14 protein-coding genes are annotated in these 14,541 nt (G+C 53.4%); 11 read left to right on the top strand and 3 right to left on the bottom strand.

The window, feature by feature from the left end; translation table 11 throughout:
* Positions 1 to 142: 142 nt before the first annotated feature.
* Both thyA and ACKGJP_RS26985 read left to right on the top strand, forming a co-directional pair.
* On the top strand, positions 143 to 937 hold the full coding sequence (gene thyA / locus ACKGJP_RS26990) for a thymidylate synthase (RefSeq protein ID WP_409341877.1): 795 nt from the start codon (positions 143 to 145) through the stop codon (positions 935 to 937).
* Positions 938 to 985: 48 nt separating this feature from the next.
* Positions 986 to 1,480 (top strand): dihydrofolate reductase, encoded by a 495-nt coding sequence (locus ACKGJP_RS26985; protein ID WP_409341876.1) that lies wholly within the window; start codon positions 986 to 988, stop codon positions 1,478 to 1,480.
* A 62-nt stretch (positions 1,481 to 1,542) separates the two neighbouring features.
* On the opposite strand, the gene ACKGJP_RS26980 is transcribed toward ACKGJP_RS26985, so the two are convergent.
* Positions 1,543 to 2,238 carry a Crp/Fnr family transcriptional regulator gene (locus tag ACKGJP_RS26980; protein WP_409341875.1) on the bottom strand — a complete coding sequence of 232 codons (696 nt, stop codon included), beginning with the start codon at positions 2,236 to 2,238 and terminating at the stop codon, positions 1,543 to 1,545.
* Between the two features lie 21 nt (positions 2,239 to 2,259).
* Positions 2,260 to 3,432 carry an HD-GYP domain-containing protein gene (locus tag ACKGJP_RS26975; protein WP_409341874.1) on the bottom strand — a complete coding sequence of 391 codons (1,173 nt, stop codon included), beginning with the start codon at positions 3,430 to 3,432 and terminating at the stop codon, positions 2,260 to 2,262.
* Positions 3,433 to 3,645: 213 nt separating this feature from the next.
* Between ACKGJP_RS26975 and ACKGJP_RS26970 the strand changes: the two genes are divergently transcribed.
* Positions 3,646 to 3,777 carry a DUF4023 domain-containing protein gene (locus ACKGJP_RS26970; protein WP_409341873.1) on the top strand — a complete coding sequence of 44 codons (132 nt, stop codon included), beginning with the start codon at positions 3,646 to 3,648 and terminating at the stop codon, positions 3,775 to 3,777.
* 125 nt (positions 3,778 to 3,902) lie between these two features.
* Positions 3,903 to 4,835 carry a DUF6612 family protein gene (locus ACKGJP_RS26965; protein ID WP_409341872.1) on the top strand — a complete coding sequence of 311 codons (933 nt, stop codon included), beginning with the start codon at positions 3,903 to 3,905 and terminating at the stop codon, positions 4,833 to 4,835.
* Between the two features lie 74 nt (positions 4,836 to 4,909).
* Here ACKGJP_RS26965 and ACKGJP_RS26960 read toward each other — a convergent pair whose 3' ends face one another.
* Positions 4,910 to 6,217, bottom strand: coding sequence for an aminotransferase class I/II-fold pyridoxal phosphate-dependent enzyme (locus ACKGJP_RS26960; RefSeq protein ID WP_409341871.1), 1,308 nt, complete (start codon positions 6,215 to 6,217; stop codon positions 4,910 to 4,912).
* A 297-nt stretch (positions 6,218 to 6,514) separates the two neighbouring features.
* Between ACKGJP_RS26960 and ACKGJP_RS26955 the strand changes: the two genes are divergently transcribed.
* The 7 genes from ACKGJP_RS26955 (at position 6,515) to ACKGJP_RS26925 (ending at position 14,307) form a co-directional block, all read left to right on the top strand.
* A complete protein-coding gene (locus tag ACKGJP_RS26955; protein WP_409341870.1) occupies positions 6,515 to 6,886 on the top strand; it encodes a GntR family transcriptional regulator in 372 nt (123 codons plus the stop codon).
* Positions 6,883 to 7,779, top strand: coding sequence for an ABC transporter ATP-binding protein (locus ACKGJP_RS26950; protein WP_409341869.1), 897 nt, complete (start codon positions 6,883 to 6,885; stop codon positions 7,777 to 7,779). Before ACKGJP_RS26955 ends, ACKGJP_RS26950 begins: the two co-directional genes overlap by 4 nt.
* Positions 7,776 to 8,456, top strand: coding sequence for a hypothetical protein (locus ACKGJP_RS26945; protein WP_409341868.1), 681 nt, complete (start codon positions 7,776 to 7,778; stop codon positions 8,454 to 8,456). Before ACKGJP_RS26950 ends, ACKGJP_RS26945 begins: the two co-directional genes overlap by 4 nt.
* A gap of 294 nt (positions 8,457 to 8,750) precedes the next feature.
* Positions 8,751 to 9,560 carry a hypothetical protein gene (locus tag ACKGJP_RS26940; RefSeq protein WP_409341867.1) on the top strand — a complete coding sequence of 270 codons (810 nt, stop codon included), beginning with the start codon at positions 8,751 to 8,753 and terminating at the stop codon, positions 9,558 to 9,560.
* 313 nt (positions 9,561 to 9,873) lie between these two features.
* A complete protein-coding gene (locus tag ACKGJP_RS26935) occupies positions 9,874 to 11,202 on the top strand; it encodes a cytochrome ubiquinol oxidase subunit I (protein ID WP_409341866.1) in 1,329 nt (442 codons plus the stop codon).
* 13 nt (positions 11,203 to 11,215) lie between these two features.
* On the top strand, positions 11,216 to 12,232 hold the full coding sequence (locus ACKGJP_RS26930; protein ID WP_409341865.1) for a cytochrome d ubiquinol oxidase subunit II: 1,017 nt from the start codon (positions 11,216 to 11,218) through the stop codon (positions 12,230 to 12,232).
* 332 nt (positions 12,233 to 12,564) lie between these two features.
* A complete protein-coding gene (locus ACKGJP_RS26925; protein WP_409341864.1) occupies positions 12,565 to 14,307 on the top strand; it encodes a methyl-accepting chemotaxis protein in 1,743 nt (580 codons plus the stop codon).
* The last annotated feature ends 234 nt before the right edge of the window (positions 14,308 to 14,541 follow it).

Here is a 14,541-nt window from a genome sequence, read left to right as displayed (position 1 = left end):
GATGCGGTTTGAAGGGGAACGGGGAGGCGCAGCTTTCCTGCGCCGCTGCTCCATGAAGGTGTCCGCGCATTGTCTGATGTCTGTTCCTGTCGTATAATGAAATGATTATGCTTGGAACGCGATGACGAAGGAGCTTACACGAATGAAAATATATCAGGATTTGCTGCGGGATATTATGGCAAACGGCACGCGTAAAGAGGACCGGACGGGTACCGGGACGATTTCCGTGTTCGGCAGACAGCTTCGCTTCGATTTGGCGGCGGGCTTTCCTCTGCTTACGACGAAGAAGCTTCATATTCGCTCGATTTTACACGAGCTTCTTTGGTTTCTGAAGGGCGATACGAATATCCGCTACCTGCAGGAAAACAAAGTCACGATTTGGGACGAATGGGCGGATGAGAACGGCGATCTCGGCGAGGTATACGGTTCGCAGTGGCGTTCTTGGCCGGCGCCGGACGGCAGAAGAATCGATCAGATCAGTCAGGTCGTCGAGCAGATCAAGCGCAATCCCGATTCCCGCCGTCATCTGGTCAGCGCATGGAATGTGGCGGAGGTCGAGCGGATGGCGCTGCCGCCGTGCCATTTCGCTTTCCAATTTTATGTGGCAAACGGGAAGCTGTCCTGCTTGTTCAACATGCGTTCGGTCGATACGTTTCTCGGCCTGCCGTTCAATATTGCGAGCTACGCCTACCTGACCCATATGGTGGCCGAGCAGTGCGGCCTCGAAGCCGGCGAGCTGATCTGGACGGGAGGGGACGTGCATATTTACGCGAATCATATCGAACAGGTGCAGCTGCAGCTGACACGGGAGCCGTTTCCGCTGCCGAAGCTTGTGATCAAGCGCAAGCCCGATTCGATTTTCGATTACCGGTTCGAGGATTTCGAGCTGGAAGGATATGAAGCGCATCCCTCGATTAAGGCGCCAATCGCCATTTAACGGCAAGCGCGGACGAGGGAACGGAAACAGTCAGGAAGGGGATAGAGCATGACGGTATCCTATATCGTAGCGATGGGGCGGGATCGTTCCATCGGTAAGGATAACAAGCTGCCTTGGCGGCTGCCGGCCGATTTGGCCTATTTCAAGAAGACGACGATGGGACATCCGATTCTGATGGGACGCAAAACGTACGAATCGATCGGGCGGCCGCTGCCCGGACGGACGAATGTCGTGCTGACGCGCAGTACCGATTTTCAAGCCGATGGCTGTGTCGTCGTGCATACGGCGGAGGAAACGCTGGAGCGGTTTGCGGAGGAAGAGCTGTTCGTTACCGGCGGCACCGAAATGTTTCGCTTGTTTATGCCTTATGCAGATAAGATGTACATCACGCGGATCGATGCCGAGTTTGATGCCGACACGTTCTTTCCCGAGTTTGACGAAGCGGAATGGACGCTCGTCTCCGAGGAGCAGGGCGTTACGGATGAGCGCAATCCTTACGCATACAGCTTCTGCATATACGAGCGCATTCGGAATCGCGCCTAAAAGGAAAACCCCCGAAACGACGATCGGGGGTTTTTGCCGTTTGTTTTTTCGAAGATACCGCTTCACTTTGAGGGGATAATTTTGCTTCTCAGCTTGTTCATGTCTTTGATCATAATGAATTTATTTTGCACCGCAATGATGCCGTCGTCCTGCAGCTCGAGGAACGCCTTGGTCACCGACTCGCGGACCGTTCCGACCATGCCGGCGACTTGCTGATGCGTCAGCTTCACATTAATAGTCGAGCGGTTCTGGTAAGGCGTGCCGTATTCTTCCGCCAAGCGGAGCAGCGTTTTGTAAATGCGGGTGCGTACGTCCTGAAACGTTAGGCTGAGTATTTGTTCGTTCGCTTTATGGAGTCTTTCGGATAACGTTTCAAGGAGCATGAGCAAAATTTTAGGGTATTTCTCCATGAAACCGGCAAAATCCGAGCGGGACAATACGTAGAAGCTGGTCGCCTCCATCGTTTCCGCCGTGGCCGTGCGTTTCATATCTTGGCGGAACAGCGCCATTTCCCCGAAAAAGTCTCCTTCGCGAAACATCGATAAAATGATTTCCCGCGATTCGTCGAGCCGGTAAATTTTGACCAGCCCGGATTTAATAATAAAGAACTCGTCCCCGGGTTCGCCTTCCCAAAACAGGATCGATCCTTTCTTGTACTTGCGCTCGGTAAAGAGCGGAACGATCGACTCCAGTTCCTCGTACAACAAGTCCTCGAAAATGGGAACGCTTTTCAGAAGGACGGCAATGCGGCTTTCCATTCGAATCAACCCATTATTTTCTTATTTGATTGCAATCTTTATGGATTCGCTAAAAGCCGCAGGAAGTCCTGCATGGTTGGACAACATTTTTTTGTGGCCGGCGACGCTATCGATCATGATGGACAGATGGGTCGACAAATCGACTTCATACGGAATTTTAAGCGGTTCGCCTTTAGGATTATGCAGGACCCGTACGGTTGGCCTATGCTTGAAAAGGGGGTGTATGCCGGAAACGATGCCGCTTTCGCCGGTGCTTAACGTTACGCTCATGCCGATGGGGTAGATGGCGATATGGTTGCGAAAAAGCCTTACTTTGTGCAAATCGTAGCAGGTTCCCGCACTCCCGAACAAGATGTCCAGCGCTTCGTGCGGCAGCAGCGCTTGGCGGTAGGCGCGCGGATTCGTCATGGCGTCGTATGCGTCAAGAAGTCCGATCCAGTTCGCTTGCTCGAGTATTTCTTTCCCTCTAATCCCGTGAGGATATCCGTTGCCGTCGATTCTTTCGTGGTGTTGGAGTACGCATAGCGCAGCGTCGGGGTGGACGTTCATGTTGCTGCGGATAAGCTCATAACCGATTTCCGTATGCTTCTGCACTTCCTTGTACTCGTAAGGGGTCAGCTTGGATGCTTTGCGGAGCAGCCGGCTAGGGATTTTGGCGTTCCCGACGTCGTGCAGAAGGCTGCCGAGCGCGATCGTTTCGAGCTGCTCGGGCGAATATCCTTCGATATTGCCCATCATCGCCGCATACATGCAGACGTTCAGGGCGTTCTGGCAGCGGGATTTTTCCCAGTCGTCCGGCTTCATCACATTCATATTAAGCAGCATGATCGTATCCTGCTTCTCGGCGCTCAACTCATCCAGAATAAGCGTCATGACTTGACGGAGCTGCTTGATGACCAAACCGTATTCGACCGTATTCAGAGGATCCGGATCTTTACCGAACGTGCGATAGGCGGTATGAATGGCTTGCAGCGCAACTCGCCGCGTCTCGTCCGAAATGGGGTCGCGGATTGCGATATCTTCCGTCCTGCCGTCCTCGATGAACAGAAAGTCGAAGCCCATCTTATAGAGTCGGTTAATTAAGGATTCGGAAAGCTCCACATGGGCGCCGAGCAAAATATTTCCCTCTTCGGAAAATACCGCTTTGCCCAACCGCATGCCCGGTAAACAATCCGTCGTTGGTACCAGTCTCATGAATTCCTCCTTACTATAGGGAAGATCGATGATCTGTCCCGATTCCGTGCCAATTTTCCTAATTATCTCATAAATCGCCTATTAATTCTGTGAATGGCATTACAAAATCGCTGTGATTTTTATCACGGCAGGCTTGAGCGAAAAAGGCGGAGCAAGGACGTATCGGAAACCCGCATCGGAAGAATGCTAAAAACCGGAAAGGAGGGACGGCAGATGGAAAGCACAGGCGATTTTGTGAAAAAGGTTCACGATACGCAGCAAAAAGACGAGAAAAACAAGCAGCGCCAGGGAGGCGGCCAGCCCCAGCGGAAGCTTCCGGGCAAGCAGCACAGTTACGATAAGTAAATAAGAACAATCGGCTAAACCGGCTGCTCGTTCATGGTCCTTGGGCCATGGGACGATCGGTCGGTTTTTCTGTCTGCCATATATGGTATAATCCACAAGAATTCGGAAAGGGAGGAAACTGACAGATGACACAGAGAAAAAGAATGGCCAAACTGATCATGGCCGCACTGCTCGGAGGGAGCCTTCTGGCCGTTACGGCTTGCGGTCAAAAAGCGGCGGACACGGGAGCCCAGCCATCGGCATCGGCAAGTCCGGGCGGAGCAGCGTCCGTTTCGCCATCCGCATCGGCATCGGCTTCGCCGAGCGCCAAACCTTCGGAAGCGCCGCAGGCGGGAGGAGCGGCGGCGGTTTTTGCGAAATCGATCGAGGGAGCTGCCAAGCTTGAAAGCTATACGGTCAGCATGAACATGAAGCAGCAGATCGAACAGGGCGGCAACAAGACGGATATTGCCTCCAAAATCGATATGGATCTAGTCATGAAGCCGGAAACCATGTTCAAGCAAGTGATGAGCATGAATACGGCGGGACAAAATGTGAACATGGAAATGTACTATGTCAAGAACGGCTTGTACATGAAGGATCCTACTTCCGGATCGTGGATGAAGCTTCCGGCGGAGCAAATGAACGCGGCGATACAAGGGTTGTCCAACGAGCAATTCGATCCGTCCAAGCAGCTCGACAAGCTGAAGGCGTTCACGAACGATATGGTGCTGTCGGAGAGCGGCGATACTTATACGATCAAATTGACGGCCTCGGGCGATAAATTCAACGATTTTATTATCAACGAGCTGAAGAGCAGCGGGGACAAGGAATCGATGGACGCGATGCTGAGCGCTATGTCTGGCTTGAAAGTGAAAAGCATGGAATACACGATCTCGATCGACAAGAAGACCTACTTCCCGAAATCGCTTGTCATGGCGATGGACATGGAGATGGAAATCCAAGGCCAGAAGATGCATCTTGTGCAAAATATCGACGGCACGTATTCCAATTATAACAGCGTCAAAGAAATCGTCGTTCCGAAGGAAGCGCTGGAAAGCGCCAAATCCGTGCAATAATACTGTTTTGCTAATAAAAAAGCGGGGTTACCGGCAGCATGCCGGTAACCCCGCTTTGACGTTCGGGCGGGCGATTATTTCGCCGCAACCTTCTCGAGATCTTTGACGCCTTGATGGATGAGCGAGAACAGCTCGTCGATGCTCGCTTCCTCGATGCAGGAGAACGCGACGCGCAGGTCGGTTTCGCCGAGGGCGATCGTGCCGACGCCGTACTCGTTAAGCAGATGAACGCGGAGCGCTTCGGCTTGGACGGTTTTCAGCTTCAGGCACATGAAGTAGCCGGAGTTGAACGGATAGTAGTCCCATACGCCGCCGAAATCGCCGTTGTCGAGCAAGGCTTTCACCTTGTTCGCACGGCCTTTCATGATGTCGTATTTCTCTTTCTTCTGCGCTTCGAATTCGGGAGAATTCAGGGCGTGCAGCACGAAGGTTTGCGACGGGTGCGGTCCGCTTGAAATGGTGGCGCGAATGATGCCGAGCGTCTTTTGCTCCAGCGCGGCAAGCTGCGCTTCGCTGCTGCCGGCGTACGTAATGAATCCGACGCGGAAGCCCCACACGTATTCTTCTTTCGTTGCTCCGTCGACTTTAACCGGCAGAATGCGCGGGCTAAGGTCGGCCAGATGGCCGAACAGCGATTCGTGCAGCGAATCCTCGAAGAAGAGGGCGAAGTATGCGTCGTCGGTGACGGCTACGATGTTGATGCCCGCATCGGCGCCGGCTTGAATGGCGGCTACGATTTCTTTGCCTTCCTCCGCGCCCGGCGTGTAGCCGGTCGGGTTGTTCGGGAAGTTCAGCACGACGATCGCTTTGCCTTTATCCTTCTGTGCCAGAATGGCTTGTTTCAAGCCTTCCGAATTGAATTTGCCCGCTTCGTTGTAGAGCGGGTAGTTCACGATAACGGCGCCGCGGCGGACTCCGAAGGTAAGCTCGTAATTTTCCCAGTTTTTATCCGGGATAATGACGCTGTCTCCTGCATCCGCGAACAGGTCGGCGACGATGCTGAGGCCGTGGGTCAGCGCGTTCGTGACGACAGGGTTGCTGAACGTTTTGCCGGCGAGCGACGGGTTTTCTGCCAGCATTTTTTTGCGCCAAGCGGTACGGAGCTCGGGCTTGCCCCCAGGCGGAGCGTATTCGTAAATGTCCTTCGGATTGTAAGCCGAAAGCGTGTCTTGAATGACCTTCAGGTGCATCGGCTGACCGTTCTCTAGTGCGGTGCCGATCGTAGCGTTGTATTTTTTCGCTTTGGCCTTGGCTTCCGCCGATTGACTCAGGATGCCTTCCTTCGGAAAGTAAATTTGCTTGCCGAGGGACGACAGCATGGCGTAGACGTGCGGGTTTTCGCGCTCAAGCGTTTCATTTAACTGTTGTGAGAGTGGATTCATTACGGTCCATCCTTCCGTGAACAAGTTCGCGTAGTTTTTCCCGTCTTGTGGACGCAGGCGTCCGTCAGGGTTACCACTGATTATAACATTTAAGCCTGTGCGAGTCACTTCCGATTCGTCAAAATGCCCGATAATGGGCGGTTTTCGGGAGGATGACCGGATAACGGGAGCGGAACGGGGGAAGGACGGGCGGGCCGCTTTCTTTTTTTGGAAAATGGGCGGCCGGGATGTTGACTTTTTAGCGGATCACTTGTATGGTTAGTTACATGAGTAGTTAACCAGTTTGGTGGTGATGAAATGGGATTGCAAATGGACGACAGCCGGCCGATATTCATGCAAATTGCCGAGCGGATCGAAGACGACATCATCGAAGGCGGATTGCCGGAGGAATCGCAGGTTCCTTCCACGAATCAGATCGCGGCCTTTTACCAGATCAATCCGGCGACGGCGGCGAAAGGCGTCAATTTGCTTGTGGATCAGCAAATTTTGTACAAAAAGAGGGGGATCGGGATGTTTGTGGCTGCGGGAGCACGCGCGGTATTGATGGAGAAGCGGAAGGAACAATTTTATGAACAATACGTCGTAACGATGATGCGGGAAGCGGAAAAGCTGGGGATTACGGCGGAGCAGCTTAGCGACATGATTCGGAGAGGGGATGGCAATCGATGAATCCAGTAGTGGAAGTAACGGGGTTGACGAAGCGGTACGGCAGCTTCACGGCAGTCGATAACATCAGCTTTAAGATCGAAGCCGACAAAATTTACGGGCTGCTGGGACGAAACGGCGCAGGCAAGACGACGATCATGCATATGATTACGGCGCAGCTGTTTGCGACGGACGGAGGCGTCAAGCTTTTCGGGGAAGCGCCTTACGAGAACGAACGGGTGCTTAGCCAAGTATGCTTTATTAAGGAAAGCCAGAAATATCCGGACAGCTACCGCATTGTCGATATGCTTGAGGTTTCGGCTTCCCTGTTTCCGCATTGGGATCGCGAATTCGCGAATTTGCTCATTAAAGATTTTCAGCTGCCTCCGAAAAGAAGAATCAAGAAATTGTCCAGAGGGATGCTTTCCGCCGTCGGCATCGTCATCGGGCTTGCCAGCCGCGCGCCGCTCACCATTTTTGACGAACCGTATTTGGGGCTTGATGCGGTGGCGCGAGGGTTGTTTTACGATCACTTGCTTAAGGATTACGGGCTGCATCCCAGAACGATCGTGTTGTCGACGCATCTAATCGACGAGGTCAACCGGATGCTGGAGCATGTCATCGTTATCGACGGTGGCAAAAAGCTGATCGACGAGGACACCGATTCGCTGCGCGGCAAAGCGTTCACCGTCGTCGGCCCCGCTTCCAAGGTCGAAGTTTTCTCGGCAGGAAAGCAGGCGATCGAACGGGAAACGTTCGGCGGGCTCTCATCGGTTACCTTGCTCGGCCATCTGGGAGCGGGAGAGCGCAAGCACGCCGAAGAGCTTGGCCTGGAGCTCGCGCCGGTATCGCTGCAGCAGCTGATCGTACATTTAACGAACGGCAAAACGGATAGAAAGGCGGCGGATGCCATATGAACCGGATAACGGGCGTTATGAAAATACATTATAGGGACAAATGGCTGTGGGTGTACCTCCCCTGGATCATCATGATGTCCAGCTTTGTCATCAACGTTATTATCAGCCTCATGATCGATGAAACGATCAATTCTGGCGGCATTTCTTCCATCTTCGTGTTTATGCTGGTCGCAGGCACGCTGGTGCTTTCTCAAACCTTTCCGTTCGCAATCGGCTTCAGCATAAGGAGAACGGACTTTTATAAGGGGACGCTGGCTATGGCCGGCGTTGTCAGCGGGATTACTTCAGCGATATTGCTTATTCTGGCGCTGCTGGAGGACGCAACCTCCGGGTGGGGAACCGGTTTGCATTTTTTCAGCCTGCCTTACGTCAATGACGGCTCGGCAATCCAGCAGTTCTTGATCTATTTCATCCTGCTGGTCCACATGTTCATGCTCGGCTTCGCCATATCCAGCGTATACCGGAGATACGGGCGTACAGGGATGTTTACCTTCTTCATCGCATCCTTCCTGGTTTTAACCGTTGTCAGCTTCTTGAGCACGTACTACAAGTGGTGGGGAGACATCTTCGTTTGGCTGGGCGATCATACCGCATTCGGGCTTGCTATATGGATGGTTCCGCCGGTGGTCCTCTACGTGCTGGTATCGTATATGCTTCTGCGCAAATCTTCGGTTTAGCGTTTGGATGAATATGTAACGGGCCTGTGATTCTGTATGCTCTTGCCGGAGCTGCAGGACGCAGGCTATTTTTGTTCGGATCATCCTGCAGGTGCCGAATTCCAGCCGCTCGCGCCGGGAATGGCAAGCTCATTATGACGGGGAGTGGCGTAAAATGCGGTTTTTCAGCGATTTATGCGGGTGCCGGTAGTCCCAAAGGTTTATTGAAAAGAGCAGGCGAAAACGGTATGCTTATAGTAATGTTTTCCATATCAGGAGCGGACAAGCAAGGGTGCGTATGGAAGGGGGGAGCGGATGATTCGAGAATCGGAGCGGACGAAGCCGCATGCATGGGAAAGCGGACGTCTGAACACAGCCGTTCTTTTTTTGCTCGTCGCCGTATCCTTCTTCGGCACGATCTATTTGTTTCAGAAACATCCTGAGCCGCGTAAGCCGGTGGATTACCGCTATGCGAAGGTGAAGGCGCTGAACGGCGTCCAGTTGCACCTCATTCGCACATCGCCGCGGAATGTCGAGCTGAGAGCGATCGATGCCAACGTTACGGATACCGGGGAATATGGAATCAACGGAGGTTTTTTCTGGGAGGGCAGCCTGCTCAGCATCGCCGTAAAGAACAATGTGCCGCTGAAGGGGGCGGCAGGCGATTATGGAAGCGGCTGGTACAACATCGACAATAGCAAAGGGACGCTGGTCTTTGATGAAACGGCCGAACGATTCTCGGTACAGGTCGCAGCCGACCCGGACGGCTTGGCCGTAACCGACCGCGGCCGTTATTGGGCGCAGGGCGGAATCAGCATGCGTCTGGGCGACGATGCGGGCTGGTACGAGCAGGCGCTGATCGAAGGGCTGCCGGCAATCGACGAGAAACGGATGCGGTCAGGTCTGGTCTATGATAGAGAAGGCTACTTATGGATGATTGTGACGCCGACGAAGAGCACCGGCGAGGAGTTCCGTACGGCTGTCAAAGAGACGCTCGTAAATGCGCATCCGGTGGACGGCATATTCCTTGACGGAGACGGTTCTTCGCAGATGAAGGTTGCCGAAGCGACGCTTCCCGGCGACCGCCGCGAGGTGTATCAGATGCTGGCGATCGTCCAGAAGTAATCTGGACCGAGCCCCGAATTGCGACCGATCTGGTCTGGTAACTTCGAATGAAAAGGGGACAGGGCTGAACCGGGGAGAATGGTTCTAGCAGCATGGTGACTGTACTTCCAGCAATCCTTCTACTATTGGCTGAAAATAGCAAGCCGTGCGAAAAGCCGGGGTCAGGTCATCTGACGCCGGCTTTTCGCATGTATGCTGCTAGATACACGTTAAAATCGCCGATTCGAAACGATGATCGGGCGTGAATACAAATGAATGAGGTGGGAATAGTAACCAGCAGGAATCATTGGTTATGAAACTGGGGGGTTGCTTCGTGGGAACGGTGGATTGGAGCCGAGGATTAACGGAAATGACGTTAGCCTTTCATATCTTGTTCGCGACTGTCGGAGTCGGCGTTCCGGTTTTTATTTCTTTGGCCGAATGGATAGGCATACGGAAGAAAGACGCGCATTATTCGTTAATGGCCCGGAGATGGGCGCGCGGTTTTGTCATAACGGTGGCTGTAGGCGTCGTCACCGGGACATGCATCGGCCTTCAGCTTAGTTTATTGTGGCCGGAGTTTATGCGATTGGCAGGCCAAGTGGTCGGATTGCCGCTCTTTTTGGAGACGTTCGCTTTTTTCTTCGAGGCCATCTTTCTCGGCATCTATCTTTATACATGGGACAGATTTTCCAACCCGTATAAGCACTGGCTGCTCACCTTGCCCATCATAATCGGATCCTCCGGTTCGGCGTTGTTTATTACGACGGTCAACGCCTTTATGAACACGCCGCAAGGATTCATGCTGGAGAACGGCCGGCTTACCCAAATCGATCCGCTTGCCGCCATGTTCAATCCCGCCGTACCTTCCAAAGTCGCGCATGTATTGTCTTCCGCTTACCTTACAGCCGCCTTTTTGCTAGCGATGATCGCGGCTTTCGCCATGCTGCGGGGGCGTAAGGACGATTATTACCGGAAGTCGATTCGTCTGAATATGACGGCAGGCCTCATTCTTGCCGTCCTGACCATCGGGGTGGGCGATATGGCCGCACAGTTTCTGGCCAAGGAACAGCCGGAAAAGCTTGCAGCAGCCGAATGGCATTTCGAGACCGGAAGCCGGGCGCCGCTTGTCGTCGGAGGCCGGTTGAATCCGCAGACGCAGGAGGTGACAGGGGCCATTCAAATCCCGTGGGCGCTTAGTCTATTGGCTACCCATAACCCAAACGGCACGGTCACCGGCTTGAACGATTTTCCGAAGGACGAATGGCCTCCGCTGTATGTGCATTATTTATTCGATGCGATGGTCGGCATCGGGTTTTATTTATTGGCGGTACCCGTTCTTTTTCTGGCGCTGCCCCGGTTACTGCGATGGGAGGGTTACAATCGCTGGATACTCGCGGGCATTTTAGCGGGCGGGCCGCTATCCTTGCTTGCCATCGAACTTGGATGGTTTTATGCCGAGGTTGGCAGACAGCCGTGGATCATGCGGGGATACTTGCGCGTATCCGATGCGGCGACGACGAATAGTCACGTAGGCGTGGCGTTTTGGCTGTTTGCCGTGTTGTATGCCGTGCTCGGCATCGTATGTCTTTTGGTACTGGCTCGTCTCTTCCGCAATAAACCGGCGGAGCTGGAGCTTGAAACCCGCCGGATCATTTTGTAAGGAGGATGCAGTCATGTCGGTCGACCAGCTTGGCATCACCGTGCTCTGGAGCTTCTTGTACGGGTATCTGATTGTAGCGTCCATTGATTTCGGAGCGGGTTTCTATGCCTATTACGGCAGAGTGATCGGGATGGAAACGATCATCGGGCCCGTTATTTCCAGATATTTGTCGCCGGTCTGGGAGGTGACCAACGTTTTCCTTGTGTTTTTCTTCGTCGGCATCGTCGGCTTCTTTCCCGAAACGGCCCACTACTATGGCACGGCTTTGCTCATTCCGGGCAGTATTGCGCTTGTTCTACTTACCGTCCGGGGGTCGTTCTACGCTTTTGCCAATTACGGCGCTAAGAAAAACAGCTTCTACCTGCTTGCTTACGGGGCGACAGGCTTGCTCATCCCCGCTTCGTTGTCAACGGTGTTTACCATCTCGGAAGGGGGATTTTTGTCCGTTTCAGGCAACACGGTAACACTGCTGATGGAGGAGCTGTTCTATAGCGCTTATTCTTGGGCGGTCGTGCTGCTCGCCATGTCGAGCGTGCTATTCATCAGTTCGACATTTTTGACGTATTATGCCTCTCGCGCGGAAGATGCGAGAGCGCTCGAGCAGATGCGCCAGTTCGCTTTGTGGGGCGGCATACCGACGCTCATCTCCAGCTTGTTCGTCTTTATCGCACTCCGGAATCACAACCTGGAGCATTTTGAACGCGCGCTGCGGATATGGTGGCTGTTCGGACTTTCGCTAGCCGCCTTTTCGATTGCCGTATGGCTGATTTGGCAAAGGAAATCGTTCGGCGTCGCATTCGTCATGGTGATGCTGCAATTTGCTTTCGCCTTTTTCGGGTACGGCCAATCCCATCTCCCTTATTTGCTGTATCCGTATTTAACGGTATATGGCGGAGTGACGAACGAAACGATGGGGCGCGCATTGATCGTCGCTTTTGTCGCCGGCTTTGCGCTGTTGGTTCCATCCGTCGTTCTGCTGCTCAGACTGTTCATTTTCAATGCCAAGTATGTGAAGGGGGAGCTGTCGTGAATGCGTTTGACCGACAAGATAAATGGCTGATGCGGCTCTGTTTCGGCATCGCTTTCCTGCTCTTGCTGTCACTTGCAAGATATGTCCTTTAGAGCGGCCGCTATAAATTCCGTGATCGAAAGAGACCGCTGCGGCGGTCTCTTTGACTTCCGTACCCACACCTCCGCCTCGGACTCCTTGCGATCTAAAGTAAACAGCTGCGGACATTTGGCGAGGCTGCGACTGAGGAGGTTTAATATGGGTATTATTGCCTATAAATAATGCTAAACAAACGACTGGATTCTGTCGAAATATGATCCTATAGCACATATTTCAATGGGGGGAGACAAGCTATGAGAAATAGAAGCCTTGTTTTCAAATCGTCGGTTTTTTTAGGGATTATGATCGTCTTATTGTCTTCCGTTCTGGTAACGATTTCAATCGTACGCGAAAAAAATATGTACTACGATTATTTGCGGCAGCTTGAGGCAGCGCTCCATGCCCAGCTTGAGCTCGGCGTCGATACGCTGGAGGCGGCCAAGGGGAGCATGAACTTGAAGCCAGACCAGTTCATGGCGAATCAATCGAACATTCGGTTGGCCGAACAGCTCGAGGCGATGACGAAGGACGACCTCATTACGAACAGCTACGTCATGACGCCGGATATTACTGCCAAGGACGGGAAGAGCTATCTGAAAATGATGCTTACCAATAAATCCTTGGACGCGCAGGGCCTTGGGCCTCTGAAGGATTATGAGCTGCCGGCGACCTTTCAAGCGGCTTACGAGGAGGCGCAGAAAAGCGGAGTCGGCATGACGGAGGAATACGAGGATATGGGAGGGACTTGGATATCGCTGCTCAGCACGATCAAGAACGAGAAAGGGCAGACGGTCGCGATATTCGGACTTGACTTCGATTACGGCAAAGTCAAGGCGGAGCTGGACAAGACGACGACGGATTTCGTATTGATTTCGATTGGCGCGGAGGTGTTTTTCATCCTGCTCGTCATCGTCATGCTTCGTTATACGCTGAGGCCGCTGCGCCGGTTATCCGAGCTGTCTCTGAAGGCGTCCGAAGGCGATCTGAGCATTTCCATCCCGGTGCATAACCGCGACGAGGTCGGCAAGCTTTCGGCGAATTTCAATACGATGATCGGCAGCATCCGCAGCCTCGTCCAGAATATCAAGAACACGGCGGACGACGTCATGGAGTCGTCGGATAACTTGCGGATGAGCGCGGATCAGACGGCCAAGGCGACGAACGAGGTGGCAGCGTCGATCCAAGAGGTCGCTTCCGGCTCCGAATCGCAGCTGCAAAGCGCGGAGGAAAGCAGGAAAGCAATGGGCGAAATGGCGGTCGGCATCGAGCGGATCGCCGATTCCTCCTCCGTCGTGTCCGAGCTTGCGCAGGATGCGTCCCGCGATGCGGACAACGGAAACGAAGTTATTCAGCAAACGGTCGAACAAATGAACAAAATCGAGGTTTCCGTAACGAAAACCGCGTCGATCATGCACGAGCTGAACGAGCGCTCGGTTGAAATCGGCCATATTGTGGATATTATTAGCGATATCGCGAACCAAACGAATCTCCTTGCGCTTAATGCTTCGATCGAGGCTGCCCGGGCAGGCGAGCACGGCAAAGGCTTCGCCGTTGTCGCCCATGAGGTCCGCAAGCTGGCCGAGAAATCAAAGGAGTCGTCCGATCAAATCGCACAGCTGCTGCACGGTATCGGAATCAACATGAACAGCGCTGTTCAAGCCATGGAAGCGGGCTCCAAGGAAGTGAAGACGGGAACGGATATCGCCGGTCAAGCGGGCGAAGCGTTCCAGAAGATCGTCGTTTCGTTCCAGCACGTAACGGAGCAAGTGCAGGAGGTGTCGGCGGCAGCGGAGCAAATGTCCGCCGGAAGCGAGGAGATCGCGGCTTCCTTGGAGGAGCTCTCGCGTATCGCGAAAGGCGCTTCCGTAAACTCGCAAAGCGTAGCGGCTTCTTCCGAGGAACAGCTGGCCGCGATGGAAGAAATCGCCGCATCCGCGACATCCCTAAGGGAAATGGCCGCCACTCTGCAGAAGGAAATTAACAAGTTCAAGCTTTAGGCCGCTAATCCGGTCCGTTAAGCCCTTGTCATCCGTTTCTTAAGGAAGACAAGGGCTTTCGTTCAAGTCTCGGAAAGGATATCCTCCGCTGATTGTTCGACTTCTCGGTAAACGCGCCGACCAAAGACGGCGAAGCCGTTTTTCCTTGGTTGCCGGAACGATCATCCCGCTCGTTCATCTTTTAGCGACAATCCGCGCAGGGAACGTGAAATGTCCTCCGCAATTGTCTATAAT

The sequence above is a fragment of the Paenibacillus litoralis genome (assembly GCF_046244365.1).
Taxonomy (GTDB): Bacteria; Bacillota; Bacilli; order Paenibacillales; family NBRC-103111; genus Paenibacillus_V.
The sequence above is the reverse complement of the archived record's forward strand: the minus strand, read 5'-3'. Positions and strand labels throughout refer to the sequence as shown.